We start from the raw sequence: 26,941 nt of genomic DNA on the forward strand, positions 1-26,941 counted from the left end.
TTTAGAGTCCCGCTCATGACCGCCCTTCCGCGCGGCGGCCACCCCGCCGAGGCCTTGGCCGCCGTCGAGGCGACCATCGCGGACCGCTGGCGGCTGTTCCTCGTGGAATACGGCGTCACCGCCGGCACGCAAGAGGAAACCGACCTCGCCGAAATGGTCGTCGCCGACACGTCCGCATTCGAATGGCGAGTGGTCGACGCCGCCCTCGACAGGTTGCCCTGCGGTGACTGCGGCAACGGACTCGGCGCGGGTCCCACCGGCTGCGGGATATGCGAGCAGGCCAACGGTTTCCGGTTCGCCGCCGTCGAAACCGATCGACCCGCGACACCGCCAGGCACCGAGCACGGGCTCCGTGTCGCCACCGCCGTCGCCCGCACGCGGCACCGTTACGGAGCGCGGGCCCGGTGCGGTTTCGAACTCGGGCTTCCGCTACTCCTCAAGGGTGAACTGCCCAGTAGGGCCCAAGCTCAGGCGTACCGGGCAGCGATCAACAAACTCACCGAAGAAGAATGTGAACGCGTGACCTCCTTCGAAGAGGTCACCGGGCTCAGTAGTCGTCGCGTCCGGTGAACTGCTGTTCCAGCAATTCCGCCGAGCCCGCGACGAGTTCGAGCGGGTCGGTGAACTCGTTGATGTCGAGGTTCACCAGCGGCAGGGAATGGCGCAGCACCAGGTGTTCCCCCATGACCACCAGTCCGCCGACGACGATCGTGTTGCCGATCTCGGTCAGCACGGCCGCCAGATCGACCTCGTCGACCCGCGCGAACGGCGTCGCGATCTGCACCCAGTCCTCGCGGCGGTCGAAGATCTCCCGCGCGATGACCACGGTCTGGGCACGCTCTTCGTAATCATCGTCGCCGTAGGACAACCGGATGCGAACTTCGTCCGGTTCATCCTTTACCACCCGATATTCGTGCCGTACGAACGCGACCAGATCGGCCCATTCCGCCATGAATTCAGTCTCCCTCGCAGTCGAAGATCAAGACTAGCGACTACCCGGGTGGAGACACCGGGCCCGGCCCGAAATCACCCGGACAGCGGCGGCCCATACGTGTTCCGACACCGAAAGTTCAGCCCTGCGGAGTTAAACAGGAGAGCCCTGAAACCTCATGAAAGCGGCCCGCACCTCTCTTTGATCTTGTTGTATTCTCCTCCCGCATCTTTGACAGGAGAGACAATTTGACGAACAACCACCGTGTCAAGTCCAAAACCGACCGGGCCGGAAACGGAAAAACTTCGGATCCGGCAGTGACCGCGGCACTTGTCAGTCGACGTGGAGCGATTATGGCGGCCGCGATAACCGCGATACTAGGCCTGATCGGTGCGATAGTCGTGGCACTCATCAACACCGCTCACAGCCGGCGAAAGGCGCCGAGGACCAAGGCTCGCCGCCCACGTCCGGATCATCGTCGCAAGATGCCACCAGCACGCAACAACAGGAGAGCAGACCTGCCGAAGGCGTCCCTGAGCAGGTGAAACTCGATGCTGCCATGGGGGTCGACCTCGACGCGACCCGCGCCGCCGCAGCGTCCACGGCGGGACCCGACGGCGATATGGACCTCTACTTCGACGGAAGCTATCTGACGTCCAACCGATCGGGCTTGTTCTACTACTACGGAACCGAGCAAGAAGCCAAAGTGGCATGCCCGAAGATCGTTTCCGAGGGAAAAGGCACGGTTCCCGGTCCAGAGATTATCTCGACCGGTGGCCAGCATTGCCTGAGGACGTCCAAGGGAACGGTCGGATGGCTCGGCGCCAATGATGTCAAGGTCGACGAAAATTCCGGCTATGTCGTGCTCAATGACAAGTTGTTCCGCTAGCGGGGCAATTCGTCGCGAACGGGAGTCGCGAAGACCACTTTCGGGGCATCCGATGTCCTGAAAGTGGCCTTCGCGACGTCCGAACTCACGCGACGGCCGGAGGTCAGCCGCCGGTGGGCAGCCCTGCCCGCGCTTCCTGCGGCGTCAGCGGCCGCAGCGAAAGCGTGTACTCGTACGTGCTGTCCTGCTGGACCTGGCTGCGTTCCCGCACCGGGTTGGGCGTGTCCCCGACCCCGGTCACCGCGTGGCTCGCGTGCAAGGTGAACCAGCCCTTGTTGCGCTGCAGCTGGAACGGGTACGCCGCCCGGTCGAGATCGTCGAACGGGGTCACGCTGACGTCGTTCGCTCCCCCGACCAGCAGGCCGCCGGTCCGGCCGTCGGTGAGCAGCGCCCACCGGCTGTCGGTGTGGTTCCCGTGGTCCTGCGGCCGGTGGTACTCGACGTACTGCTGGTCCACCGTGCTCGACTGCACGCCGATCGGCGTCCCGTCCTTGCGGTCGACGTAGCTCTCGGCTTTCCGCCCATACCAGGCGAAGCGGTCATACCGATCCGGCACCGCCAGCGAGACACCGATCCGGGGCAGGTACGGCAGAGTGCGCACGCTGCCCTGCGGCACCACCCGATTGCCGAGGCTCAGCGTCCCGGTCCGGTCGACGGTGTAGGTCATCGTCTGGTCGAACCACGCCCCGGCGACGTCCGGTGCCGCGACCCGGCTGTCCACGATCACCCGCACGCTTCGCGAGCCGTCCTTCTCGACCCGGACACCCGTGACCGTGGTCTTCAGCCGGTCCAGCCCGGCCTTGCGCCAGTCCTCGCCCTCGGCCCGTCCCCAGGCGAAGGTCTCGTTGCTGATCGGCGCCCGCCACGCGTCGAGCTTCGGCCCGCCGGTGAGCAGTTCCTTGCCCTGGTGCCGAATCGACGTCAGCGCGCCAGTGGCTTTGTCCACTTTGTACGTGACACCGGCCGCCGACGCGGTCACCGAACCCGTGTCCTCGACGACGGCGACGGACTTCCCGCCGAGCGGCGTTTGGTCCAAGCCTGGAACCCGCTTGCCGCCCAAGGAGAACTGGTCGTGCGCCAGAACATGTCCCCGCGCGAGCATCGGTTCGCCCTGGGTCGTCACCACCTCGACGGTGAGGAACCGCTCGCGGTCCGCGGGGTTCGAAGGCGCCGGCAGGGAGACCTGCCCGGTCGATCCGGCAGCGACCCGCAACGGCTGTTCGCCGCGCGAGACGATCCTGGAGCCTTCCTGGATCCGCCACCGCAGGTTCAGCTCGTCGGTGCCCTTGAACTGCCGCTCGTTGGTCACCGACAGCGCGCCGCCGGAGTAGGCGAACCGGAGCGGCTGGTGTGCCCACGCCATCTGGGCGGTCTCCGGCTGCGCCGAACGATCCGAACCGATCAGACCGTCCACACCGGACAGGCTGGAGCCGTAGGACAGGTGACTCCCCCGGTCCGTGACACTGTCGAAGTCCAGCGCCAGGACCGCGCCGCCCACCGGAGCGGCCCCGGACAGCTCGGCGGCGGACAGCGGCTTGTCGTAGATACGGACGTCGTCGACGGCGCCGCGCCCCATCCAGCCGATGCTCGACGGGTCGTTCCACGACGTCTCGAAGTCACGGCCGATGTTGACCTCCGCCGACGACGAGTCGATCGCACCGGTGAACGGTTTGCTCCCGATCTCCTTGCCGTCGAGGTAGAGCCGCAAGGCCGTGCCGTCGTAGGTACCGCTCACCCGGTGCCAGTTGCCGTAGAAGTCGGCGGGCACCTTGGCCTGGACCGCCTGCCACGTTCCACTGTGGATGAAGAACTCCAGGGTGTCCTGCGTCTTCATCTTGAGCGCGTACTGGTGGTCGCCCTTGCCGAGGATGCGGAAGTCGCCGGTCCATTTGCCCGGCTTCACCCAGGCGTCGAGGGTCAGCGCCTTGCCGGTGATGTCGAGTTTCCGGTCACGGTAGACCTCGACGAAATCGTCCAATCCGGACAGTCCCAGCGCCTTGCCGCGATGGCCGTCGACCAGATCCGGCTTGCCGGTGACGTGCGCCGAGATGTCGTTGCCGGACGAATCCGGCGTGGTCCGGATCCGCTGCCGGATGTTCTGTTCCGCCCAGTCCCAGATGAACCCGCCCTGGGTCTGCGGATTCGCCCGGATGGTGTCCCAGAACTCCCGGAAGTTCCCCAGGCTGTTGCCCATCGCGTGGGCGTACTCGCCGAAGATCAGCGGTTTGGTGGTGTTCTTCGCCTGCTCGGCGAACTTCTCCGGAGACGGATACCGCGGCCCCCAGACGTCGGCGAAGGGCGCGTCGCCGTCGGGGCTGTTCGACTGGTGGTAGATCGGCCGGGTCGGCTCGTTCGCCTTCAGCCATTCCGCCAGCGCGAAGTGGTGCGCGCCGAGACCGGCCTCGTTGCCGGTGTCCCAGAGGAAGACACTCGGATGGTTCTTGTCCCGTTCGACCATGCCGATCATGCGGTCGAAGAACGCGTCACGCCAGGCCGGGTCGTTCGCCTGGCAGTAGCTCGCGCAGTTCTCGTGGTTGTGGGTCTCGATGTCGATCTCGTCGTCGATCCAGAGCCCGTTCCGGTCGGCGAGTTCGTAGAAGTACGGATCCGACGGGTAGTGCGAGGTGCGGACGGCGTTGACGTTGAGCTGCTTCATCAACGCGACGTCGCGTTCCTGCGCGGCACGGGGAACGTGCCTGCCGTGGTCGGGATCGGTCTCCGCCCGGTTCACGCCCTTGAACAGGACACGCTTCCCGTTGACCAGCAACTGTTTGTCGCGGATCTCGATCTCGCGGAACCCGACCGTCTCGCTGGTGACGTGCGTGACCTTGCCGTCGGGCGCGGTCAACGTGAGGACGGCCGTATAGAGGTTCGGTGTCTCGTCGGTCCACTTCGCCGGGTTGCGGACAGGCATGCTCAGCGAGGTCTTGCCACCCGGATCGACGTCTCCGCCGGACGCCGCGACCTCCTTGCCCGCGGCGTCGCGCAGGCTCAACCCGACCCGGTGCTTGCCCGTCGTCCCACCGGGTTTGGTGGCGACCTCGACGGCGGCCTTGAGGGTGGCGTCGGTGTACGTCGCGTCGAGGTCGGTCGTCAGCCCGACGTCCTGGATGAACGTCCCCGGCGCGGAGTGCAGGGTCACCGAGCGGAAGATGCCCGAGTACCGCCACTGGTCGACGTCCTCCAGGTAGGCGCCCGCGCTCCAGCGGTGCACCTGGACGGCGATCCGGTTCGGACCCGGCCGCAGCGTGGACGAGATGTCGAACTCTGCCGGCGTGTAGCCGCCCTGGTCGTAGCCGATGTACTTGCCGTTGACCCAGACGAAGTAGGCCGACGTCACCCCGTCGAACCGCAGGAAGGTCTCGCGTTTCGCCCAGTCCGCGGGCAGGTCGAAGTCGCGGACGTAGGCACCGGTCGGGTTGACGTCACGCGGGACCCGCGGCGGGTCGTCGGGCTGGATCTCGGTGGCGATGTTGCGGAAGATCGGGTGGTCCAGACCGTCCGTCTGCCACGTGTGCGGCACGGACACCTCGCGCCAGCTCGACGCGTCGTAGCCGTCGTCGTGGAATCCCGCCGGGACCTGGGACGGGTTGTCCGCCATCGCGATCCGCCATTTGCCGTCGAGCGACCGGGTGTACGGGCTCCGTTCGTCCCGGCGGGCGGCGGCGGAGACGTCGGCGTACGGACGCAGGAAGGCGTGCGGCGGCTCCTGTCCTTCCGAGACCTTTCGTGGATCGTCGAGATAGGACTGGACGTCACCCGGCGGTCCCCCGGCCGCGGCGGGTGATCCGGCCGCGACCAGGGAACCGGCGAGAACCGCCAGGACCAGGACCATGGGGCGTAAGCGCAGCACTGCGTTCGACCTCCCAGGGAGTTCAGCTGAGCAGGAAGCTGACAACGTTGACGATCTCGCACCACGACCCCGGGACGGAAGACCAAGATCCTTCCAAGGTCGTAGGCCGAACAGGCGACTTCAGGCGGCGGTGCGGGCCCTCCGCTTGGTCCAGATGTCGTAGGCGACGGCGGCGAGCAGCACGAACCCCTTGACCAGGTTCACGCTCTCGGTCGGCGCGCCGATCAGCGACATGCCGTTGTTGATGACGCCCATGATCAGCCCGCCGGTGATCGCGCCGACCACCTTGCCGACCCCGCCCTGGACGGCGGCGCCGCCGATGAAGGCCGCGGCGATCGCGTCGAGTTCGAACATGTTGCCCGCGGTCGGCCCGGCCTGGTTGAGCCGTCCGGCGACGATGACGCCGGCGATCGCGGACAGCACGCCCATGTTGACGAAGATCCAGAACGTCACCGCCTTGACCTTCACCCCGGACAGCGTCGCGGCCTGCAGGTTCCCGCCGATGGCGTAGATGTGGCGGCCGAACACGGCCCGCGTCGTCACCAGCGAATAGCCGATGACCAGCACGGACAGCAGGATCAGCACCCACGGCAGGTTCTTGTACCGCGCCAGCTGCACCACCACGAACAGCACGACGGCGGCCGCCGCGACGATCTTCAGCAGGAACATCGGCAGCGGGTCGACCTCCTGCAGGTAGTTCAGGCGGGCCGTCCGCTTGCGCCACTGCGAGAAGATCGCGCCGCCGATCGCCAGGACCCCGACCAGCAGGCTGACCAGGTCCGCGCCGCCGAGCGGGCCGAGACCGATGTTGCCGAGGTAGCCGCCGGTGAACCCGTTCGCCAGCGTCCGCACGGCGTCCGGGAACGGGCCGATCCCCTGGTTGCCCAGCACGGTCAGGGTCAGCGCGCGGAAGATCAGCATCCCCGCCAGCGTCACGATGAACGCGGGGATCCCGAAGTAGGCGACCCAGTATCCCTGCCACGCGCCGATCACCGCGCCGACGACCAGCGTGATGAGCAGCGCGAACGGCCACGCCATGCCGACGTTCACCATCAGCACGGCCGAGATCGCGCCGGTCAGCGCCACCACCGAGCCCGCCGACAGATCGATGTGACCGGCGATGATGATCAGGATCATGCCGATCGCGAGGATCAGCACGTACGAGTTCTGCACGATCAGGTTCGAGATGTTCTGCGGTTCCAGCAGCGCGCCGCCGGTGAGGACCGAGAACAGCACGACGATCAGCGCGAACGCGACGTAGATCCCGCTCTGGCGCGGGTTGAACGAGATCCGCCGCGGCGCGCGGGGCGGAGCGGCTCCCTTCGGATCCGGGGCGACGGCGATGGTGTCCGCGGAGGCGGTACTCATGACTTACTCCTGTTCCCTGGTCATCGCGCGCATGAGGACCTCCTGCGTCGCCTCGGCCCGGCCGACCTCACCGGTGATCCGGCCCGCCGACAACGCGTAGATCCGGTCGCACAGGCCGATGAGCTCCGGCAGTTCCGACGAGATGACCAGCACGGCCTTCCCCTCGTCGGCGAGCCGGTTGATGATCGTGTAGATCTCGTACTTCGCGCCGACGTCGATGCCGCGGGTCGGCTCGTCGAGGATCAGCACGTCCGGATCGGTCAGGATCCACTTGGACAGCACGACCTTCTGCTGGTTGCCGCCGGACAGCGTGCCCGTCACGCTCTTCACGTCCGGCGCCTTGATGTTCATGCTCTTGCGGAATTCCTCGGCGACGCGGTGTTCCTCGTTCTCGTCCACCCAGCCCCGCCGGGCCAGTTTGCCGAGCGCGGCGCCGGAGACGTTGCGCTGGATGTCCTCGATGAGGTTGAGCCCGTACCGCTTGCGATCCTCGGTGGCATAAGCGAGCCCGTGCGTGACAGCCTCACCGACGGTCCTGGCCTCGATCTCCTTGCCGTCCTTGACCAGGCGGCCGGAGATGTCCTTGCCGTACGAGCGGCCGAACACGCTCATCGCGAGTTCGGTCCGCCCGGCGCCCATCAGTCCCGCCAGCCCGACGATCTCGCCGCGCCGCAAGGTGAGACTCGCACCGTCGACGACCACCCGGCCGTGCTGGGTGGGGCTGTGCACGGTCCAGTCCTCGATCCGGAGCACCTCGTCACCGATCCGCGGTTCCCTTGGCGGGAAACGGTTCTCGAGCTTCCGCCCGACCATCCCGGCGATGATCCGGTCTTCGGTGACGGCGGCCGCGTCCAGCGTCTCGATCGTCCTGCCGTCACGCAGGATGGTGATCGAGTCGGCGATCGCGGCGATCTCGTTGAGCTTGTGCGAGATCAGGACACAGGTGACGCCGTCGTCACGGAGTCCGCGCAGCAGTTCGAGCAGATGCGCCGAATCGTCGTCGTTGAGCGCCGCCGTCGGCTCGTCGAGGATCAGCAACTTGACCTCTTTGGACAGTGCCTTGGCGATCTCCACCAGCTGCTGTTTGCCGACGCCGATGTCGAGCACCGGCGTCACCGGGTTCTCCCGCAGGCCGACGCGCCGCATCAGCTCGCCCGCCCGCTGGTTGGTCCGGTTCCAGTCGATCAGGCCGCCGCGCGACTTCTCGTTGCCGAGGAAGATGTTCTCCGCGATGGACAGCTGCTGACACAGGGCGAGCTCCTGGTGGATGATCACGATGCCGCGGCGTTCGCTGTCGCGGATCGCGGAGAACGCGCACGGCTCGCCGTCGAAGACGATCTCGCCGTCGTACGAGCCGTGCGCGTAGACGCCCGAGAGCACCTTCATCAGCGTGGACTTGCCCGCACCGTTCTCGCCGCAGATCGCGTGGATCTCGCCCCGGCGCACCGAAAGGTTCACGTCCTGCAGTGCCTTGACCCCGGGGAAGGATTTGGTGATCCCCCGCATCCGAAGGATTTCGTCGGTCACGTCGACTACCTCAGCTGTTCCGCTTTGTAGTAACCGGAGTCGATGAGTTCCTTCTGGTAGTTCCCCTTGTTCAGGATCACCGAGTCCAGCAGGAACGCCGGGACGACCTTCTGCCCGTTGTTGTAGTCGGTCGTGTTGTTGGTCTCGGCCTTGCCGCCCTTGAGCACCGCGTCGGCCATCTTGACCGTGGTGTCGGCGAGCTTGCGGGTGTCCTTGAAGATGGTCGAGTACTGCTCGTCGGCGATGATGGACTTCACCGACGCGACCTCGGCGTCCTGCCCGGTCACGACCGGGTAAGGCTGCCCCGGGGTGCCGTACCCGTTGCTCTTGAGCGCCGAGAGGATCCCGATGGAAAGCCCGTCGTACGGCGAGAGCACTCCCTGCACCTTGGTGCCGGAGCTGTAGGTCTTGGTCAGCAGGTCTTCCATGCGTCGCTGCGCGGTCGCGGCCTGCCAGCGCAGGATCGCCGCGACGTTGAACGCGGTCTGGCCGCTCTTGACGACCAGCGTCCCGTTGTCCAGGTACGGCTTCAGCACCGACATGGCGCCGTTGAAGAAGAAGGTCGCGTTGTTGTCGTCCGGCGAACCGGCGAACAGCTCGACGTTCAGCGGTCCCTTGGCCTCGCCCGGAGAACCGTCCGCTTTGAGCACCTTCAGCCCGACGAGCAGCGACGTCGCCTGCTGCACGCCGACCTTGAAGTTGTCGAAGGTCGCGTAGTAGTCGACGCCTGCGGTGTTGCGGATCAGCCGGTCGTAGGCGATGACCGGGATCTTCTTGTCCGCGGCCTCCTGCAGCTGGGTGGTGATCGCGGTGCCGTCGATCGAGGCGATCACGAGCAGCTTGGCGCCCTTGGTGATCTGGTTCTCGATCTGGTTGACCTGGGTGGGGATGTCGTCCTCGGCGTACTGGAGGTCGACCTTGTAACCCAGCTTCTCCAGCGCCGCCTTGATGTTGTCGCCGTCGTGGATCCAGCGTTCCGACGACTTGGTCGGCATGGTGACGCCGATGAGACCACCCTCCGCCCCGCCCGCCGCCTGCTGTTGTTCGCCGGTCTTCTCACTCGAACCGCAGGCCGAGAGCGCCAGGCCGGCGGTGATGGCCAGCGCGGCCAGTTTCGTGAACTTCATTGTTCCTTCTCTCCGGTGGGGACCGATCTAGAATCCTTGTGCGAGCCGGTGGTACGCCTGGTTCCAGCGCAGCCGGTCCGCGATCGACTCCGGTGTCGTCGCGTGGTCGATCACCAGCAGTTCGACGTCGAGCATCGTGGCGAGATCGCGGATCGCTTCCGCGCCGACGGCCTGGGTGAGCACCGTGTGGTGCGGCCCGCCCGCGGTGATCCAGGCCTCGGCGGAGGTCGCCAGCGACGGCGACGGCTTCCAGACCGCGCGCGCGACAGGCAGGTTCGGCAGCGGCTCGTCCGGGCCGACGACCTCGACCTCGTTGGCCACCAGGCGGAACCGGTCGCCGAGGTCGGCCATGCCGACCACCACGGCGTCGCCGGGCGCGGCGTCGAAGACCAGCCGGACCGGGTCCTCACGGCCGCCGATGCCGAGCGGGTGGATCTCGCACGACGGGCGCGCGGCGGCGATGCTCGGGCAGACCTCGAGCATGTGCGCGCCGAGGATCTTCGGTTCGCCGGGGCCGAAGTGGTAGGTGTAGTCCTCCATGAAGGACGTTCCGCGTTCAGAGTCGCGGCCCATCGCCTTCACCGCTGTCAGCAGCGCGGACGTCTTCCAGTCGCCCTCGCCGCCGAAACCGAAGCCGTCGGCCATCAGCCGCTGCACGGCGAGACCCGGGAGCTGGCGCAGGCCGCCGAGGTCCTCGAAGTTCGTGGTGAAGGCGCCGAATCCGCCCCGGGTGAGGAACGTGCGGAGGCCGTGCTCGATCCGGGCCGCGTACCTCAGCGAATCGTGCCGTTCGCCGCCCTTGGCGAGTTCCGGCGCGAGCGTGTACGCGTCGGCGTACTCCTCGACCAGTGTGCCGATCTCGTCGTCCGGTGCCGCGTCGACGAGGGCGGCGAGTTCGTTGACGCCGTAGGTGTTCACCGAGACGCCGAACTTCAGTTCCGCCTCGACCTTGTCCCCGTCGGTGACGGCGACGTCGCGCATGTTGTCACCGAAACGCGCGAGCTTGAGCGTGCCGAGTGTCTGCCGTCCGACGGCGGCGCGGACCCACGCGTCGATCCGCGTCGCCACCGCCGGATCCGCCGCGTGTCCCGCGATGGTCTTGCGGGCCACGCCGAGCCGCGTCTGGATGTAGCCGAACTCGCGATCCCCGTGCGCGGCCTGGTTCAGGTTCATGAAGTCCATGTCGATGGACCGCCACGGCAGCGCCTCGTTCAGCTGGGTGTGCAGATGCAGCAACGGTTTCCGCAGCGCGTCCAGCCCGGTGATCCACATCTTGGCCGGTGAGAATGTGTGCATCCACGCGATCACGCCGACGCAGGCGTCGTCCGCGTTCGCTTCGAGCATCACCCGCCGGATCGCCGACGGCTCGGTGAGCACCGGCTTCGCGACGAGCTCGGCCGAGATCCGGCCGGTGTCGGCCAGCATCCGCTGGATCTGCAGGGACTGACCCGCGACCTGTTCCAAGGTCTCTTCGCCGTAGAGCCCTTGGCTCCCGGTGAGGAACCAGACCTCGGTCTTTCGCTGTGCGCTCACTTCTCTCCCTGCCCGTAGACGTTCTGGTAGCGCGCGTAGAGCCGGTCGATGTCCTGTTCGGACAGTGGCTCCGGTTTCCCGAGCACGGAGGCGATGTGGACGGTCCTGGCGACGTCTTCGACCATCACCGCGGCCTTGACCGCGTCCGCGGCGGTCCGGCCGACGGTGAACGGACCGTGGTTGCGCATCAGGACAGCGGGCGACCGGCTGGACCGGAGCGTCTCGACGATGCCGCGGCCGATCGAGTCGTCCCCGATCAGTGCGAACGGCCCGACCGGGATCTCCCCGCCGAACTCGTCGGCGATCATCGTGAGCACGCAAGGGATCGCTTCCCCGCGTGCCGCCCAGGCGGTGGCATAGGTCGAATGCGTGTGGACGACGCCGCCGACCTCGGGCAGATGCCGGTAGACATAGGCGTGCGCGGCGGTGTCCGACGAAGGCGCGAGCTCCCCGTGGACGACCTCGCCGTACAGGTCGGTGACGACCATCGTGTCGGCGTTCAGCGCGTCATAGGACACTCCGGACGGCTTGATAACCATCAGGTCGTGGCCGGGGACGCGGGCCGACACGTTGCCCGCGGTCCAGATAACCAGCTCGTACCTTGTCAGCTCGCCGTGCAGCCGGGCGACGGTGTCCCGCAGCTCTTCGAAGGTGTCCGTGATCTCCACGGCGAGGCTCATCGGTGCTGTCCTTTCCGGACCGAACGCCGCCGGGCGGCGAGGCGGTGCATGACGTCGTTGGCGCCGCGGCCGAAGTAGTCGTGCAGCGCGGCGTACTCGGTGTAGAGGTCGTCGTAGGCCTTGACGTTCTCGGCGATCGGCCGGTGGACGGCGCGGCGGACCGAGCCCATCACCGCCGCCGCGGCGGGGACGTCCGGATGCGCGCCCGCGGCGACGGCGGCGTGGATCGCCGAGCCCAGCGCGGGGCTCTGCGCGGATCCCGCCACCGAGAGCGGCAGGTTCGTGACGTCGGCGTAGATCTGCATCAGCAGGGCGTTCTTGACCAGGCCGCCGGCGACGATCAGTTCCGTCACCGGGACGCCCGACCGTTCGAAGGTCTCGACGATCATCCTGGTGCCGAACGCCGTGGCCTCCAGGAGCGCCCGGTAGGTGTCCTCGGCGCGGGTCGCGAGCGTCTGCCCGACGACGACGCCGGACAGGTCGTGGTCGACGAGCACCGAACGATTGCCGCTGTGCCAGTCCAGGGCGACGAGACCGTGCTCCCCGATCTCCTGCATCGCCGCGAGCCTGGTGAGCAGCTCGTGAATCGAGATCCCAGCCTCACGGGCGTCGTCCACATAGGACGACGGGACGCCGTGTTCGACGAACCAGGCGAAGATGTCTCCGACGCCGCTCTGGCCCGCCTCGTACCCCCACTGCCCGGACACGATCCCGCCGTCGACGACGCCACACATCCCCGGGACCTCGCGCAGGTCGGCGCCGTTCATCACGTGACAGGTGGAGGTGCCCATGATCGCGACCATCTGCCCCGGCGCGACGGCCTGGACCGCGGGTGCGGTGACATGCGCGTCCACGTTCCCGACGGCGACCGCGATCCCCTCGCGCAGCCCGGTCCATTCGGCGGCCCGCGCGCTCAGGGTTCCCGCCCTGTCCCCGAGGGCGCCCAGCGGATGTTCGAGCTTCTCGTCCACAAAGGATCCGAAACCGGAAGCCAGCTCCTCCAGGAAGCTCGCGTCCGGGTACCGGCCGTCCTGGAGGATCCCCTTGTATCCGGCGGTACAGGCGTTGCGGACATAGGTTCCGGTGAGCTGCCAGACGATCCAGTCGGCCAGTTCGACCCAATGCCGCATCCGCGCGTAGACCTCGGGCGCTTCTTCGAAGACCTCCAGAGCCTTGGCGAACTCCCACTCGGACGAGATCAGGCCGCCGTAACGCGGCAACCAGGACTCCTCGCGTTTCTTTGCCAGCGCGGTGATCCGGTCCGCCTGCGGCTGCGCGGCGTGGTGCCGCCACAACTTCACGTACGCGTGCGGATCGCCGTCGAACTCGGGCAGTTCGCACAGCGGGACACCGTCGTCGGTGGTCGGCACCATGGTGCAAGCGGTGAAGTCGGTGCCGATCCCGATCACGTCGGCGGGATCGACGTCGGCCGCGCGGATCGCTTCCGGCACGGCGGTGCGGAGGACGTCGACGTAGTCCGACGGCATCTGCAGCGCCCAGTCCGGCGGCAAACCCCGGCCGGTCGACGGCAGGATCCTGTCGATCACGCCGTGCGGGTACTCCGAAACCGCGCTACCCAGTTCGGCGCCGTCGCGGACCCGGACGACGACGGCACGGCCGGACAGCGTCCCGAAGTCGACGCCGATGACCAGCGGTTCCCTTGAACTCACTTCTTCTCCTGCGATGTTAGCGTTAACACTTTGCCGTGAAGCACTTGTCCGGACGGGCATCGGGCTCACGAAATGCCCGTGCTCTCCCGCACGATCAACTCGGGGACCACCAGGTCACGGGCTCGTTCCTCGCCACCGTTCATCCGGCGGCGGAGCAGGTCGAACGTACGCCTGCCGACTTCGACGAAGTCCTGGCGCACCGTCGTCAGCGGTGGCGTGTAGTACGCCGCCTCGGGTACGTCGTCGAAGCCGACGACGCGCATCTCCCCCGGCACGTTCACCCCGGCCTCGGTGCAGGCACGGAGGAAACCGAGGGCCATCTGGTCGTTGGCCACGAACACCGCGTCCAGTCCCTTTTCCCCGACGAGGGATCGCCCGGCCGTGTACCCGGAGCGCGCACTCCAGTCGCCCCGGATGACGGGCGGGATCCGCGCGCCGTGCCGATTCAGGGTCTCCCGCCAGCCGCGCTCGCGGTCGAGCCCTTCGAGCCAGTCTTCGGGTCCGGCCACGTGCCAGACGGTCTCGTGCCCGAGACCGAGAAGATGTTCGGTCGCGCGCCGCGCGCCGTCGTACTGATCGACGGAGATCACCGGTACCGGCGCCTTGTCCCCGCCGCCGACCGCGACGAGCGGCACGTCACTGGGTGCCGCCTCCAGCGCGCGTCCCGCGGTGACATGCGGCGCGATCACGACGATGCCTTCGACGGCCTGGCGCCGCAAACGCTCCACGGCGTCGGCGATGGAAGACCGGCCAGGACGGCTGATGCTTGTTATGGTCGTCGCGTAGCCTGCCTCGCGAGCGGCGTGCTCGATCCCGCTCAGGGTGCTGGCCGGACCGTAGAGATTGGCCTCCAGCGCGACCACGCCGAGCGTGCCCGAGCGGCCGGTGACCAGCGCACGGGCGACCGAGTTCGGCCGGTAGTCCAGTTGGTCGATGGCGGCGTTGACCCGGACCCGTGTCTCGGCGCGGACCGGTCCGGTGCCGTTGATGACCCGGGACACCGTCATATGCGAAACACCCGCGAGCGCGGCCACGTCGGTGAGACTGGCCTGCTTGCTCTCGGTGGTGTCGCGCGCCATTGCCCTGTCTCCAGTCCCGGTACCGTCTGACGAGTGTCGCAAGTGTTAGCGATAACACGACCCGGGTCAAGCGCTCCCCGAGTCACAGTCGGGTCACGGACCCCCGGCTCAACTGGAGGCGCGATGCGTGAGCGAGACCGGCAAGATCCGCTGGCGGGGCTTGAGATCGCGGTCGTCCATGACCGCCAGCAACGTCTCGACCATCGCGTGGACCTGCTCCCTCGGGTCCTGGTGGACCGACGTCAGCGGCGGGTCCATCTCCGGCGCCAGCGTCGCGTTGTCGTCGAAGCTGACGACGGCGACGTCCGAGGGGATCCGCCGTCCGGCGGAATGCAGGGTGCGGAGCGCGCCCAGGGCCATCATGTCGCTGGCCACGAAGACGGCGTCGAGGTCGGGACGCCGCTTGAGCAGGTTCGACATCGCCTTCGCGCCACCGGTCAGGGTGAAGTCACCCTCCTCGACCAGGTCCGCCGGGTCGAGCCCGGCGTCGAGCAGGGTCTTGCGCCAGCCGGAAAGCCTGTCGATCGCGGCGCTCTGGTCCTGCGGGCCGGCGATCGTGGCGATCCGCCGATGGCCCGCCTCGACCAGGTGCGCGACAGCCAGCTTCGCGCCGCCTTCGTTGTCGAAGTCGACGACGTGGACACCGCGTTTGAGCCCGGCCGCCTGCCCGCCGTACACCACCGGGATCCTCAACTGCCGCAACGCCTTGGGCAACGGATCGGTCCGGTGCGGCGCGAACACCAGCACGCCGTCGACGTGCCCGCCGTCGAGGAACCGGACCGTGCGGTCGAGGTCTTCGCGGGTGTCACTGAAGATCAAGACCATCTGGCAGCCGATGTCGGCGAGCTCGCGATAGCCCGCTCGCATGACCGCGGTGCGGTACGGGTCGTCGAGCAGCCGCGCCTCCGGCTCCGAAAGCACGACCGCGACCGCGCCGGTCCGCCTGGTCACCAGCGACCGGGCCGCCTGGTTCGGCGAGTAGCCGAGTTCGCGGGCCGCGGCCTGGACCTTCTCCCGCGAACGCGCGCTGACGTAGCCGTCGTCGTTCAGCGCCCGGGACGCCGTCGACCGGCTGACCCCGGCGGACGCGGCGACGTCTTCCAGCGTCGGCCTGCCGTCTTCGTCTGGTCGAGCCCCCACCCGCGTCACCTTCACCCTTCAGCGTCATCCGGACAACGACAGCTTAGTGTCCGGCGGCCGTCGGCACTGAGAGCGCTCCCGTGGGCGGAAACACTCTCATTACAAGCCCTTGACACGATCTCGCTTCGAGGGACAGACTCTGCGCATTCCTGGGAGCGCTCCCAGTCTCTCCTCCACCCCCATCAGCAAGGGACAACGACGTGAGAAGCATCCGGAACGGCCTGGTGCTGGCACTGGGTATCACGATGACGTTCGGCATGGCGGCGTGCGGCGGTGACGACGGCGGGACGCCCGCCGCGTCGGACCCGAACGCGAAGGTCGAGCTGTCACTGGCGACGTTCACCGAGTTCGGCTACGAGGACCTCATTCCCGAGTACGAACGGCTGCACCCGAACATCAAGATCACCCATCGCAAGACCGGCCAGGGCGGGCCGTACCACCAGGACCTGATCACGAAGCTCGCGGCGGGTTCCGGCCTCGCCGACGTCACGGCTGTCGAGGAAGGGCACCTGTCGAACGTCCTCGACAAGGGCTCGAAGTTCAACGACCTGCCCGAGATCGGCCCGGCGGACGCCTCCCCCGACCGCTGGCTCGGCTGGAAGTACGACGCGGCGAAGACCAAGGACGGCAAGGTCATCGGCTACGGGACGGACATCGGCCCGCTGGCCATGTGCTACCGCAAGGACATGCTCGAAGCGGCGGGCCTGCCGACCGATCCCGAAGCGGTCAAACCGCTGTTCGCGACCTGGGACAGCTACTTCGCCGCGGGTGACCAGTACGTCGCCAAGGCCGGCGGCAAGGCGTGGTTCGACTCGGCGGCGCAGAACTTCAACGCCATGGTCAACCAGCTCCCCACCGGGTACATCGGGAGCGACGACAAGCCGACGCTGGACTCGAACCAGGGCATCAAGGACGCCTGGGCCAAGGTGACCGGTGCCGTCGCGAAAGGACAGTCGGCCAAGCTGACCGCGTTCAGCAACGAGTGGAACTCCGGATTCAAACAGGGCGCCTTCGCCACGAAGGTGTGCCCCGCCTGGATGCTCGGCGTGATCGAAGAGCACTCCGGCCCGGAGAACGCCGGCAAGTGGGCCGTCACCGCGGCCTTCCCCGGTGGCGGCGGGAACTGGGGCGGTTCGTACCTGACCGTGCCCACGCAGTCGAAGCACCCGAAGGAGGCGGCCGAACTCGCCGCCTGGCTGACCGCGCCCGAACAGCAGATCAAGGCTTTCCAGGCGAAGGGCACCTTCCCCAGCCAGGTCAAGGCGCTGGAAGACCCGGCGCTGCTGAGCGAGACCGACGCCTACTTCGGTGGTGCGAAGATCGGCCAGTTGTTCGCCGAGCAGGCCAAGAAGGTCGCCAAGCCCCAGTACAAGGGCCCTGGTGACGGCCAGATCCAGGAGAACGCGTCGAGCCCGGCGCTCCAGGCCGTCGAACAGGGCAAATCGACGGACGAAGGCTGGACGCAACTGCTCGACGCCGCGAAGAAGATCACGCGCTGACCGATGACCGTCGTCGACAAGATCGCGCCGGACGAGGGGAAGGCCGGGGTGCGCACGTCACCCCGGCCCACCCTCCGCCATCGCCTGAGCCGGTGGGACGTCAAGGTCTCCCCGTACCTCTACATCGCCCCTTTCTTCCTCGTGTTCGGGATCGTCGGACTGTTCCCGCTGCTCTACACGGCGTACGTGTCGCTGTTCAGCTGGGAAGCGGGTGACGACGCGCCGGACTTCATCGGGCTGGACAACTTCAAGGAACTGTTCGCCGACACGCAGTTCTGGAACGCGCTCGAGAACACCGTCAGCATCTTCCTGCTCTCCAGCGTCCCCCAGCTGGTCATCGCGGTGCTCCTCGCCGCGCTGCTCAGCGCCAGGCTGCGCGGGGCGACAGGCTGGCGCGTCGGTGTGCTGCTCCCCTACGCCGCCAGCCTGGTGGCGCTCGGGATCATCTTCGCGAACCTGTTCGGACCGAAGTACGGCCTGGTCAACGGCCTGCTGCAGACCCTCGGGCTGGATCCGGTCGATTGGCAGGCGGGCCGGTTCAGCAGCCATGTCGCGATCGCGATCATGGTGAACTGGCGCTGGACCGGGTACAACGCGCTGATCGTCCTGGCGGCCATGCAGGCCATTCCGAAAGAACTGCACGAGGCCGCCCTCATCGACGGCGCGGGCGCGGCACGCCGGTTCCTCAACATCACTCTTCCGTTGCTGAAGCCGACGCTGATCTTCGTCACGATCACCTCGACGATCGGCGGACTGCAGATCTTCACCGAGCCCAAGCTGTTCGACGCCATGCCGGGGTCGAACAACGGCGGTTCGTCCAACCAGTTCCAGACCGTGACGCTGTACCTGTACCAAACGGCCTTCGAGAACTACGAACTCGGCTACGCCTCGGCGATCGCGTGGGTGCTGTTCCTGATCATCGTGCTGATCGCGCTGGTGAACTTCTTCCTCACCGGAAGGCTCGCGGCGGTGAAAAAGAAATGACCACACTCAAACCGAGAATCTCGGCACTGGGCAAACCGCGCCGCGCGACCTACGTGGTGCTCACGATCTTCGTGCTGGGCTCGCTTTTCCCGTTCTACTGGTCGTTCCTGGTGGCCAGCCGGGACAGCGGGATGCTCACCGAACGGGTCCCGCCTTTCCTGCCCGGCGGGAACTTCTTCGCCAACGCGGCCCGAGTGTTCGACACGGTGCCGTTCTGGAAGGCGCTCGGGAACAGCCTGCTCGTGTCCGGCACGGTCACCCTCACCACGGTGCTGTTCTCGGCGCTGGCCGGGTTCGCGTTCGCCAAACTGCGGTTCCGCGGCCGGAACGGGTTGTTCGTGTTCATCGTCGTCACCCTCGCCGTCCCGACCCAGCTCGGCATCATCCCGCTGTTCATGGCGATGTCGGAGTTCGGCTGGGCGGGCGGGCTGCAGTCGGTGATCGTGCCCAACCTGGTGACGGCGTTCGGCGTCTTCTGGATGCGTCAGTACACAGTGGACGCGGTGCCATACGAGCTGATCGAAGCGGCGCGGGTCGACGGGTGCAGCATGATCCGGATCTTCTGGAACGTCTGCCTGCCCGCGGTCCGCCCGGCGGCCGCGATCCTGGCGATGTTCACGTTCATGACGTCGTGGAACGACTTCCTGTGGCCGCTCGTCGTGCTGGACGCCGGCAACCCCACCGTCCAGCTGGCCCTGGAGAAGCTGCAGAGCGGCTACTACGTCGACTACTCGCTGGTGCTGGCCGGGACCACCCTGGCCACCATCCCGATCCTCATCGTCTTCCTCCTCCTCGGCCGCCAGATCGTGGCCGGGATCATGCAAGGTGCCGTGAAAGGGTGACCATGTCCGCTCATCCCGACAGTGTCCGGGCGAAGACCGCGCTGCTGTTCCCGCCCGGATTCGTGTGGGGCGCCGCCACCGCGGCCTTCCAGGTCGAAGGGGCCACGGCCGCCGACGGCCGGACCGACTCGATCTGGGACGTCTTCGCCCGCAGGCCGGGCGCCGTGGTCGGCGGCGACACCGGCGAACCGGGTGCCGATCATTACCGGCGCTACGCCGAGGACGTCGACCTGATGCGGCGGCTCGGGCTCGACGCGTACCGGTTTTCCCTGTCGTGGCCGCGGATCCGGCCCGACGGCGGCACACCGAATCCCCAGGGGCTCGCGTTCTACGACCGGCTCGTCGACAGGCTCCTCGAAGCCGGAGTCCAGCCCTGGGCGACGCTGTATCACTGGGATCTCCCCCAGGTGCTCGAAGACGAGGGCGGCTGGGCCTCGCGCGAGACCGCCTTCCGGTTCGCCGAATACGCCGAAACGGTCGTGGCGCGGCTGGGTGACCGAGTGGCGCGCTGGTCCACCCTGAACGAGCCGTGGTGTGCCGCGATGCTGGGCTACGCGCGCGGGATCCACGCTCCGGGACGGCAGGAACCCCGCGCCGCCGTCGCGGCCTCGCACCATCTCCTGCTCGGGCACGGGCTCGCGATGGACATCCTGCGGCGGCACGCCCCGGCGGCCTCCTCGGGGGTCACCCTGAACCTGTACCCGGTGTCGGCCGCCGACCCGTCGTCGGTCGTGGACGCCGAGGCGGTACGCCGGATCGACGGTCTTCAGAACCGGCTCTTCCTCGACCCCGTGCTCCGCGGCTCCTACCCGCCCGACCTGCTCGCCGACCTCGCTCCGCTGGGGATCGGCGAGCTCGTCCGGGACGGCGATCTCGCGACCATCGCCGCCCCCGTCGATTGGCTGGGCATCAACTACTACCGCGGCTACCAGGTCGCAGGCACCCCGAGGCCCGGCAGTGAACCGGCGGGTGCCGACTGGCTGGGCGCCCCCGACGTCCATTTCGTCCCCGACGAGGCGGCGCCGCTCACCGACTCGGGCTGGGAAGTCCAGCCTTCGCGACTCACCGAATGCCTGCTGCGGCTCCATCGCGAGTATCGGCCGATCCCGTTGTACATCACCGAAAACGGCGCGTCCTATCCGGACGCCCTCGTCGGCGGCGACGTCGCGGACACCGACCGGATCGCCTTCCTCGACTCGCATCTGCGTGCCGCGTACGAGGCGATCGAGGCGGGCGTCGACCTGCGCGGGTACTTCTACTGGTCGCTGCTCGACAACTTCGAGTGGGCCGAGGGGTACGCCAAGCGGTTCGGGCTCGTGCACGTCGACTACGAGACCCAGCGGCGGACGCCGAAACAGAGCGCGCTCTGGTACGCCAGGGCGATCAGCCTGAACGGGCTTGGCTGAGATGTGTCGCCATGCAGGGTCTCTTCCGTCTGAAGGGACCCTGCATGACGAATCAGGTCACCTGCTCGCGGCCACTGTCCGTTCGGCCGCGGCGAGTTCGGCGGCCCTGCGGTCCTGACCGTCGGCCCCGACGGCACGCTGCGCACGGGCGGCACTGAAGTCGTTCACACAGCCCGGTACATCAGCCACGGAAGAGCAATTGTCGGGCCGGTTACCACTCACCTCGGCCCCGTTGACCAGCGCGACGTGTCCATCGATCGTGTAGATGCCGCCGCCGGAACGGGGATACGGATAAGAGCCGGCCCCGGGCTCGCCCACGGCGTTGTCGCCGACCGTCGTGCCGTCGAGAGTGAGACTGTCGTCGAAGACGCTGAGCCCGCCGCCGCTGCCGCCGTAGCCTGACATCCCGGAGTATCCGCCCGGCCCCGCGACACCAGCGTCGCCACCGCGGCCCCCCTGGTTCCCGGCGATCTTGGTACCGGTGATGACCGGATTCAGCAGGACGCCTCGGTTGGTCGACATCATCACTCCGCCGGCCACACCACCGCTGCCGCCGGAACCGCCTGAGCCGCCATCGGCGCCACCCGCACCGCCCTGACCGCCACTCCCGGTGGCGTTGCCGGTGATACCGCTACCCGTGATCCGCAGGACGGTGCCCCTGAGCGCGTCGACGCCGCCCCCGAATCCGCCCCAGCCGCCTCGGCCACCCGGTTGGGCGGCCGTGCCGTTACCGCCCGGGCCACCGGCTCCGGAGGAGTTGTCGCGAATCGAAGTGGCCGTGATCGTCAGCGTCACCTGAGGGGAACCGTAGGAGCCGATACCTCCGCCGGAACCTCCGCTCCCGCCGTCCCCGGCGCCGGTGGTGGCCGTGGCGTCGGTACCGGAAGCACCCATACCGGCGGTGTTGCCGGCGATGACGCTGTCAGTGATGGTCAACGGTCCCCAGTTCTGGATACCGCCGCCGGACCCACCCGAGTTCGCGTATCCATAGGAGCCGGTTCCGACGCCGTCGGCAGCGTGGCCCCCGGTGATGGTGACCTTGTCGAGCGTCAGGTCGCCCCAATTGGAAATGATCCGGAATTGGGGAGCGTCCTTGGCGCGAGCGATGGTGGCGTGGTTGCCGTTGATGGTGAGCTTTCCCCTGATCGCGGGCAGCCCAGCGTTCTGGGCGGTGTCCGCGACCGCGGTGAGGGTGTAGACGCAATTCGCCGCGAGGGACAGAGTGTCCGGCGTCGAGGTCGCGTTGGCGTTGACAACCGCCTGGACCAGCACGGCGGGGTCACAGGGAACGGCGATCTCAGCGGCTTCCGCCGGTGGAGCGACCAGGGCGAACGTCCCCATCGCGGTCACCGCGGTCGCGATTCGTCTTCGGGATCTCGTACTCGGCATCATCGAAGAACCTCCCAGATCAAGGAAATGAATGGTGACGGATCGCATGATCTCCCAGTCGCGGAAACCGTCACCTGACGAACATTAGAAGTGCCACCTCCACCCCTCAATGAATATGATCCACATCACACGTACCGATCATCGGGAATCGTCGCGAACAAACGAATAAGAACCGGAATTCGCATTCAATGGTCTCTTGTCCACGCTTTACCGGAGCCACGCGAAGGGATTGCGGTGGCCCCGCTCCGGCCGGTCTTGTTATGGTGGACGCGCAGCTTGATCGACGAGCAGGGAGACCAGACGTGGCAGGTGAAGACGACATCTCCGGGTGAGCCGGAGTTGCCAGGCCACCGGCGCTGACGCCGATGTGGCCATTTCGTCGTCCCCTCAAAGCCACGTCCGCCGCGGTGCCGCTTCAGCGTGCCCGCTGTCTTTCACGAGGTCATTTCCATGTCAGACGCCTTCGTCGTCGTGTCCGCCCTGTCCTTCGCCTGGCCGGACGACACCCCGGTCTTCGACGACCTGTCCTTCACCGTGCCCGGTGGCCGCACCGGCCTGGTCGCCCCCAACGGGGCGGGCAAGAGCACGCTCCTCAAACTGATCGCCGGCGAGCTGCGGCCGATCTCCGGGACCGTCTCCGCCCAGGGCGTCCTCGGCTACCTGCCGCAGTCACTGCCGCTCGCCGCGGACCTGGACGTAGCCGAGGTGCTGGGCATCGCATCGCAGCTCGCGGCCCTGAGCGCCATCGAGTCCGGTGACGCGAGCGACGAGCACTTCACCACCATCGGCAACGACTGGGACATCGAGGAACGCACCCGCGCCCAGCTCGACAGGCTCGGCCTCGACGGCATTTCACTGGACCGGAGCCTGCGCACGTTGAGTGGCGGGCAGATCATCTCCCTCGGCCTGGCCGCGCAGCTGCTGAAACGGCCCGACATCCTGCTGCTGGACGAACCGACCAACAACCTCGACCTCGACGCCCGACGCAAGCTCTACGGCGTACTCGAAGACTGGTCCGGTTGCCTGCTGCTGGTGAGTCACGACCGGGAACTGCTCGACCGGATGGACCGGATCGCCGAGCTCGACCGCGGCGATCTCCGCTACCACGGCGGGAACTTCACCCAGTACGAAGCCGCGGTCAAGGCCGAGCGCGAGGTCGCCGAGCGCAACGTCCGCAGCGCCGAGCAAGACGTCAAACGCGAGAAACGGGAGATGCAGCAGGCCCGCGAGCGAGCCGCGCGGCGGGCGGGCAACGCGGCCCGCAACCTCGGCAACGCCGGGCTGCCGAAGATCTTCGCCGGCACCATGAAACGCAACGCCCAGGAATCCGCGGGCAAGGCGAACGAGACGCACTCCGCACGCGTGAACGACGCGAAAAGCCGCCTCGACGAGGCCGAACGCTCTCTTCGCGACGACCAGAAGATCGCGCTGATCCTGCCGGGCACCAACGTCCCGTCCGGGCGCACGATGTTCCACGGCGAGCACATCCAAGTGCGCTACGGCGACCGGAACGTCTTCGCGGACGACGGCGTCGACCTGACGATCCGCGGCCCCGAGCGGATCGCGCTGACCGGCGGCAACGGCACCGGCAAGTCGACGCTCCTGCGGCTGCTCAAGGGAGACCTGGAGCCGTCCGGCGGTGTGCTCAAACGCGCCGAGGGCCGGATCGCGTATCTGTCGCAGCGACTGGATCTGCTGGATCTGGACCGGACCATCGCCGAGAACTTCGCGACGTTCGCACCCAACCTGCCTGAGTCACAACGCATGACTCTGCTCGCCCGGTTCCTGTTCCGGGGCGCGCGAAGCCAGCTTCCCGTCGGCGTGCTTTCCGGTGGCGAACGCCTGCGCGCGACCCTCGCGTGCGTGCTGTTCGCCGAGCCCGCGCCGCAGTTGCTACTGCTCGACGAGCCGACCAACAACCTCGACCTGGTCAGTGTCGGCCAGCTGGAGAGCGCGCTCGGCGCTTATCAAGGGGCTTTCGTGGTCGTGAGTCACGATGAACGGTTCCTGACGGAAATCAAGGTGGATCGGCGGATTCGGTTGACAGAAGGGGTGCTCGCGGAGTACTGAACGTCCCGCCCTTGCTCGCTTTTCGCCATACCTCGGTGCGAGGCGCACTCGGAAGGGGTTCACGTGCTACGGGGGAAGTTCGTTGCGAGGGACGCCCAGTCTCTCGCGCGCCTGGATATTCGAGTCGCACTTGAGTACCACCTATATAAGCTTGACAACGGCGGCCGATAACCGACCCTCGGCCACGCGAATTCTGGAGGTTGATCATCACTCTTTAGGTGTCGATAATCCCGTTTCATTGTCACTTAAAATTACGAACACATGTTCGACTCATGTGGCGTATTATGGAGGGGTGTCCGAGACTGTTCTTCCCGAGTTGCCGCAGGAGTTGTGGCGCGCCGGCAAGCTGGAGCTTGCGCATGGCGTGCAGCAGTTCCTGCAGGTGATGCGTGTCGCGTCCGCCGGGTTGGGGCAGTACTTGGCGGAAGTGGAGTCTCGGGGCGTCAAAGACTTGTTCGGGTATGGGTCGACGGCGGCGTGGTTCGCTGATGTGGCACGGTTGTCGCGGGGTGAGGCGGGCCCGATCGTGAAGCGGGCGATCGCGGTGAACCCGACCCGCGCGTTGGACGGCACCGAGGTCCCGGCGGTCGCTCCCGCCACAGGTGCCGCGGCTGCTGACGGTGCGATCGGTGAGCACCGTATCGAGCAGATCCTGCAGATCCTGAAAAGGATCCCAGCCGACACCTCAGCAGAGGACCGTCAGAGCGCGGAGAAGATCCTGGCCGACCTGGCCCGGAACGCGGGCCCCCGGCAACTGGCGAAGGCCGAGGAGGACATCCTCGGCTGGCTCGACCCCGACGGGAACGAACCGAAGGATCCAGAGCCTGCCGAACCACGCCGGGAAGTCACCCTTCAACGCCGCCGGGACGGGTTCTGGAAACTCACCGGGCTGCTCGACGACGAACTGGGCGCCCGTACCGCTGCCACCCTGGAGGCGTACGCGACACCGCGGCCGGTGGACGAGTTCGGGCAAGCCGACCTGCGCATGAAATGCGAACGCCTGGGTGACGCCTGGGCCGAACTCCTCGACCTCGCGATCGCCTGCCCCGACCAGCCCGGGACCAACGGCTACCGAACCCTCGTGCACGTGACGATCGGCCTGGACGAGTTGAAGTCCGGGATCGGGAAGGCATGCCTCGACTTCGTCGGGACCATGACCGCCCGCGAAGCACGGATGGCCGCCTGCGACTGCCTCATGCTCCCCATCGTGCTCAACGCCGCCGGAGAACCCCTCGACGTGGGACGCCTACGACGGTTCGTCACCCCCGGCCAACGCCGGGCATTGAACATCCGGGACCGGGGCTGCGCCTTCCCCGGGTGTCATCGACGACCCAGGAACTGTCACGCCCACCATATTCATCACTGGGCAGACGGTGGCCCCACAGATCTTCGTAACTTGGTGCTGGTGTGCGGTTTTCACCACCGGCTGATCCATCACGGTGACTGGGAAGTCCGGATGGCGGCCGATGGGTTACCGGAGTTCATCCCGCCTCAGTATCTGGATCCGTTACGAAGAACCCGGCGCAATATCCTTCAGCGCGCCTGAACCCCTGCATGACCCGAGGAGCCCGCCAGCCAACACGGCGACGGGCCCCTCACCATGCCCACAGACACCGAGCAAAGTCGCCAGATCCTGGCAGGGACTGTAAAACGTTCGGCGTGGAGAACGCTGAGGACTCGGGAGAGCGGCTGCCAGAACTCGCGCCGGGCGGCGAGATCACCTGGGCTACGACAAGCACGACCCGTCCGGACGCGGGACTGGCGACTCACGTACCGGCACCCGCTCCATACCGTGACCGATGTCTGACCCTGTACAGGTCAGCGTGCCGCGAAACCTCCTGGCGCGCGCAAGAAACGCTGCAGCGGTCGCGCTCTTCTCGACGTGCAGTGCACGGTAGCGAGGCGTGCCTGTATGACGCCACCGATACCGGCCGCACCCAAGGTGGTTCCCCGTGATCGCATCGCACTGCGATTACGCCAGGCCATAGATGCTTTGACTCAACTTCCCGTCCTGGTGACATTGTGAAGGACCGTCACGGCCTTGACCGGGCTGGCGATCCGGGTGGTACTGCGCCGGAGCTTGCGCAGGAGACGCCAACCCTTCAGGGCTGTGTTGGCCGCCCGGATCCGGGTGTGTGAGCGGTTGGCCGCTATCTCGTGGGCACGGGCGGCCTTGATGTCGTGCACAACAGACGGCCGAGCGGATCGGCCAGGACCCTGCACGTGCATCCCGTGTTTGCGGTGCTTTCCGGAGTACGAGCAGTGCCTGGCGGTGCACCGGTAGCCTGACGGTTGATGTTCCGGGTGCGATACTGGCCTTCATGACTCCAGCGAACCACCCGGACAAAGTCCACTTGAGGGCGTTCACCGAGGCCGACCTCGCCTTTCTCGACCGCCTCTGTACGGATCCCGATGCGCTCGGCGAGTTCGAGTGGCCCGGATTCGGTGATCCGAGGGCACGCCGCAAGCGATGGGAGATCGACGGGTACATCTCCGCCGAGTCCGCGGCGGTTGCGATCGCGCGGGCCGACGACACGGTTATCGGCATCGCCACCTGGAAGCCCCGCGGCTTCCCCTCGGGTGTCACCTACGAGATCGGCGTGGGGGTGCTACCCGAGCATCGTGGACAGGGGGTGGGCACGGTGGCGCAAAGGCTACTCGTGGACTACCTGTTCGGCCGCACGACCGCGAACAGAATCGAAGCCCTCACCAATGGCGGTAACCTCGGCGAGCAGAAAGCCCTCGAACGCCTGGGGTTCCGCCGGGAAGGGATCATGCACGGCAGGTCCTTCTACCACGGCGAGTATGTCGATGTGCTCGTCTACGGTCTGCTCCGCTCAGAGCATCGTCCCGGTACGCCATGAGCACTCCCCCAACCTGTTCAGAGTGAGGTCGGAAAGGCTCACTGCCGAAAGCCCGGATCACGGCAGTGATCACAAATGAGCACCCATCGG

General features: G+C 67.2%; 20 protein-coding genes and 1 pseudogene. 9 read left to right on the plus strand and 12 right to left on the minus strand.

Going from position 1 to position 26,941, the window contains the following annotated elements; translation table 11 throughout:
* Positions 1 to 15: 15 nt before the first annotated feature.
* Positions 16 to 570, plus strand: coding sequence for a hypothetical protein (locus ACZ6YV_RS22155; RefSeq protein WP_465511422.1), 555 nt, complete (start codon positions 16 to 18; stop codon positions 568 to 570).
* Here the strand turns inward: ACZ6YV_RS22155 and ACZ6YV_RS22160 are convergent.
* Positions 548 to 952 (minus strand): hypothetical protein, encoded by a 405-nt coding sequence (locus ACZ6YV_RS22160; RefSeq protein WP_465511423.1) that lies wholly within the window; start codon positions 950 to 952, stop codon positions 548 to 550. The two genes, ACZ6YV_RS22155 and ACZ6YV_RS22160, sit on opposite strands and share 23 nt — an antisense overlap.
* 520 nt (positions 953 to 1,472) lie before the next feature.
* On the opposite strand from ACZ6YV_RS22160, the gene ACZ6YV_RS22165 reads away from it, so the two are divergent.
* A complete protein-coding gene (locus ACZ6YV_RS22165; RefSeq protein ID WP_465511424.1) occupies positions 1,473 to 1,820 on the plus strand; it encodes a hypothetical protein in 348 nt (115 codons plus the stop codon).
* Between the two features lie 103 nt (positions 1,821 to 1,923).
* Here the strand turns inward: ACZ6YV_RS22165 and ACZ6YV_RS22170 are convergent, their stop codons facing one another.
* The 9 genes from ACZ6YV_RS22170 to ACZ6YV_RS22210 all read right to left on the minus strand — a co-directional run bounded on the left by ACZ6YV_RS22170 (position 1,924) and on the right by ACZ6YV_RS22210 (position 15,812).
* Positions 1,924 to 5,655, minus strand: coding sequence for a glycoside hydrolase family 2 TIM barrel-domain containing protein (locus ACZ6YV_RS22170; protein WP_465511425.1), 3,732 nt, complete (start codon positions 5,653 to 5,655; stop codon positions 1,924 to 1,926).
* Between the two features lie 138 nt (positions 5,656 to 5,793).
* On the minus strand, positions 5,794 to 7,041 hold the full coding sequence (gene mmsB / locus ACZ6YV_RS22175) for a multiple monosaccharide ABC transporter permease (RefSeq protein ID WP_465511426.1): 1,248 nt from the start codon (positions 7,039 to 7,041) through the stop codon (positions 5,794 to 5,796).
* A 3-nt stretch (positions 7,042 to 7,044) separates the two neighbouring features.
* A complete protein-coding gene (gene mmsA, locus ACZ6YV_RS22180) occupies positions 7,045 to 8,568 on the minus strand; it encodes a multiple monosaccharide ABC transporter ATP-binding protein (RefSeq protein WP_465511427.1) in 1,524 nt (507 codons plus the stop codon).
* A gap of 5 nt (positions 8,569 to 8,573) precedes the next feature.
* A complete protein-coding gene (gene chvE, locus ACZ6YV_RS22185) occupies positions 8,574 to 9,695 on the minus strand; it encodes a multiple monosaccharide ABC transporter substrate-binding protein (protein WP_465511428.1) in 1,122 nt (373 codons plus the stop codon).
* Positions 9,696 to 9,722: 27 nt separating this feature from the next.
* The gene (gene araA / locus ACZ6YV_RS22190; protein ID WP_465511429.1) at positions 9,723 to 11,228 is read right to left on the minus strand and encodes an L-arabinose isomerase; all 1,506 of its coding nucleotides are present in this window, start codon (positions 11,226 to 11,228) and stop codon (positions 9,723 to 9,725) included.
* Positions 11,225 to 11,908: an L-ribulose-5-phosphate 4-epimerase gene (locus tag ACZ6YV_RS22195; protein WP_465511430.1), complete on the minus strand. Its 684-nt coding sequence runs from the start codon at positions 11,906 to 11,908 to the stop codon at positions 11,225 to 11,227. The genes araA and ACZ6YV_RS22195 overlap by 4 nt, the downstream gene beginning before the upstream one ends.
* On the minus strand, positions 11,905 to 13,578 hold the full coding sequence (gene araB / locus ACZ6YV_RS22200) for a ribulokinase (protein ID WP_465511431.1): 1,674 nt from the start codon (positions 13,576 to 13,578) through the stop codon (positions 11,905 to 11,907). Before araB ends, ACZ6YV_RS22195 begins: the two co-directional genes overlap by 4 nt.
* 65 nt (positions 13,579 to 13,643) lie before the next feature.
* Entirely contained in the window at positions 13,644 to 14,657 is a 1,014-nt protein-coding gene (locus ACZ6YV_RS22205) for a LacI family DNA-binding transcriptional regulator (RefSeq protein ID WP_465511432.1), read from the minus strand.
* A gap of 108 nt (positions 14,658 to 14,765) precedes the next feature.
* On the minus strand, positions 14,766 to 15,812 hold the full coding sequence (locus ACZ6YV_RS22210) for a LacI family DNA-binding transcriptional regulator (protein WP_465511433.1): 1,047 nt from the start codon (positions 15,810 to 15,812) through the stop codon (positions 14,766 to 14,768).
* A gap of 185 nt (positions 15,813 to 15,997) precedes the next feature.
* On the opposite strand from ACZ6YV_RS22210, the gene ACZ6YV_RS22215 reads away from it, so the two are divergent.
* Genes ACZ6YV_RS22215 through ACZ6YV_RS22230 form a run of 4 tightly spaced genes read left to right on the plus strand, consistent with a single transcriptional unit; the run spans position 15,998 to position 20,528 of the window.
* Positions 15,998 to 17,296, plus strand: a complete 1,299-nt coding sequence (locus tag ACZ6YV_RS22215) for an ABC transporter substrate-binding protein (protein WP_465511434.1) — start codon at positions 15,998 to 16,000, stop codon at positions 17,294 to 17,296.
* Between the two features lie 3 nt (positions 17,297 to 17,299).
* Positions 17,300 to 18,280, plus strand: a complete 981-nt coding sequence (locus ACZ6YV_RS22220) for a carbohydrate ABC transporter permease (RefSeq protein ID WP_465511435.1) — start codon at positions 17,300 to 17,302, stop codon at positions 18,278 to 18,280.
* Positions 18,277 to 19,122: a carbohydrate ABC transporter permease gene (locus ACZ6YV_RS22225; protein WP_378245735.1), complete on the plus strand. Its 846-nt coding sequence runs from the start codon at positions 18,277 to 18,279 to the stop codon at positions 19,120 to 19,122. The genes ACZ6YV_RS22220 and ACZ6YV_RS22225 overlap by 4 nt, the downstream gene beginning before the upstream one ends.
* Positions 19,119 to 20,528 (plus strand): GH1 family beta-glucosidase, encoded by a 1,410-nt coding sequence (locus ACZ6YV_RS22230; protein WP_465511436.1) that lies wholly within the window; start codon positions 19,119 to 19,121, stop codon positions 20,526 to 20,528. Before ACZ6YV_RS22225 ends, ACZ6YV_RS22230 begins: the two co-directional genes overlap by 4 nt.
* 57 nt (positions 20,529 to 20,585) lie before the next feature.
* Here the strand turns inward: ACZ6YV_RS22230 and ACZ6YV_RS22235 are convergent, their stop codons facing one another.
* On the minus strand, positions 20,586 to 21,869 hold the full coding sequence (locus tag ACZ6YV_RS22235) for a hypothetical protein (RefSeq protein WP_465511437.1): 1,284 nt from the start codon (positions 21,867 to 21,869) through the stop codon (positions 20,586 to 20,588).
* A 498-nt stretch (positions 21,870 to 22,367) separates the two neighbouring features.
* On the opposite strand from ACZ6YV_RS22235, the gene abc-f reads away from it, so the two are divergent.
* Together abc-f and ACZ6YV_RS22245 are read left to right on the plus strand one after the other, a co-directional pair.
* Positions 22,368 to 23,987 (plus strand): ribosomal protection-like ABC-F family protein, encoded by a 1,620-nt coding sequence (gene abc-f / locus ACZ6YV_RS22240; RefSeq protein WP_465511438.1) that lies wholly within the window; start codon positions 22,368 to 22,370, stop codon positions 23,985 to 23,987.
* Between the two features lie 292 nt (positions 23,988 to 24,279).
* On the plus strand, positions 24,280 to 25,533 hold the full coding sequence (locus ACZ6YV_RS22245) for an HNH endonuclease signature motif containing protein (protein WP_465511439.1): 1,254 nt from the start codon (positions 24,280 to 24,282) through the stop codon (positions 25,531 to 25,533).
* Between the two features lie 452 nt (positions 25,534 to 25,985).
* Here ACZ6YV_RS22245 and ACZ6YV_RS22250 read toward each other — a convergent pair.
* Positions 25,986 to 26,267 (minus strand): annotated as a pseudogene (locus ACZ6YV_RS22250) (IS5/IS1182 family transposase); the annotation flags it as partial.
* A 41-nt stretch (positions 26,268 to 26,308) separates the two neighbouring features.
* Here ACZ6YV_RS22250 and ACZ6YV_RS22255 point away from each other — a divergent pair.
* Positions 26,309 to 26,851: a GNAT family N-acetyltransferase gene (locus ACZ6YV_RS22255; protein WP_465511440.1), complete on the plus strand. Its 543-nt coding sequence runs from the start codon at positions 26,309 to 26,311 to the stop codon at positions 26,849 to 26,851.
* The last annotated feature ends 90 nt before the right edge of the window (positions 26,852 to 26,941 follow it).

The organism is Amycolatopsis sp. NPDC102522 (assembly GCF_055584485.1).

Bases quoted from the DNA above. Each gene is read 5' to 3' on its own strand.
- ACZ6YV_RS22255 (WP_465511440.1), top strand. From the start codon at position 26,309: ATGACTCCAGCGAACCACCCGGACAAAGTCCACTTGAGGGCGTTCACC.
- abc-f (WP_465511438.1), top strand. From the start codon at position 22,368: ATGTCAGACGCCTTCGTCGTCGTGTCCGCCCTGTCCTTCGCCTGGCCG.
- ACZ6YV_RS22235 (WP_465511437.1), bottom strand. From the start codon at position 21,869: ATGGGGACGTTCGCCCTGGTCGCTCCACCGGCGGAAGCCGCTGAGATC.
- ACZ6YV_RS22205 (WP_465511432.1), bottom strand. From the start codon at position 14,657: ATGGCGCGCGACACCACCGAGAGCAAGCAGGCCAGTCTCACCGACGTG.
- ACZ6YV_RS22170 (WP_465511425.1), bottom strand. From the start codon at position 5,655: ATGGTCCTGGTCCTGGCGGTTCTCGCCGGTTCCCTGGTCGCGGCCGGA.
- ACZ6YV_RS22160 (WP_465511423.1), bottom strand. From the start codon at position 952: ATGGCGGAATGGGCCGATCTGGTCGCGTTCGTACGGCACGAATATCGG.
- ACZ6YV_RS22225 (WP_378245735.1), top strand. From the start codon at position 18,277: ATGACCACACTCAAACCGAGAATCTCGGCACTGGGCAAACCGCGCCGC.
- mmsB (WP_465511426.1), bottom strand. From the start codon at position 7,041: ATGAGTACCGCCTCCGCGGACACCATCGCCGTCGCCCCGGATCCGAAG.
- ACZ6YV_RS22220 (WP_465511435.1), top strand. From the start codon at position 17,300: ATGACCGTCGTCGACAAGATCGCGCCGGACGAGGGGAAGGCCGGGGTG.
- ACZ6YV_RS22195 (WP_465511430.1), bottom strand. From the start codon at position 11,908: ATGAGCCTCGCCGTGGAGATCACGGACACCTTCGAAGAGCTGCGGGAC.
- chvE (WP_465511428.1), bottom strand. From the start codon at position 9,695: ATGAAGTTCACGAAACTGGCCGCGCTGGCCATCACCGCCGGCCTGGCG.
- ACZ6YV_RS22155 (WP_465511422.1), top strand. From the start codon at position 16: ATGACCGCCCTTCCGCGCGGCGGCCACCCCGCCGAGGCCTTGGCCGCC.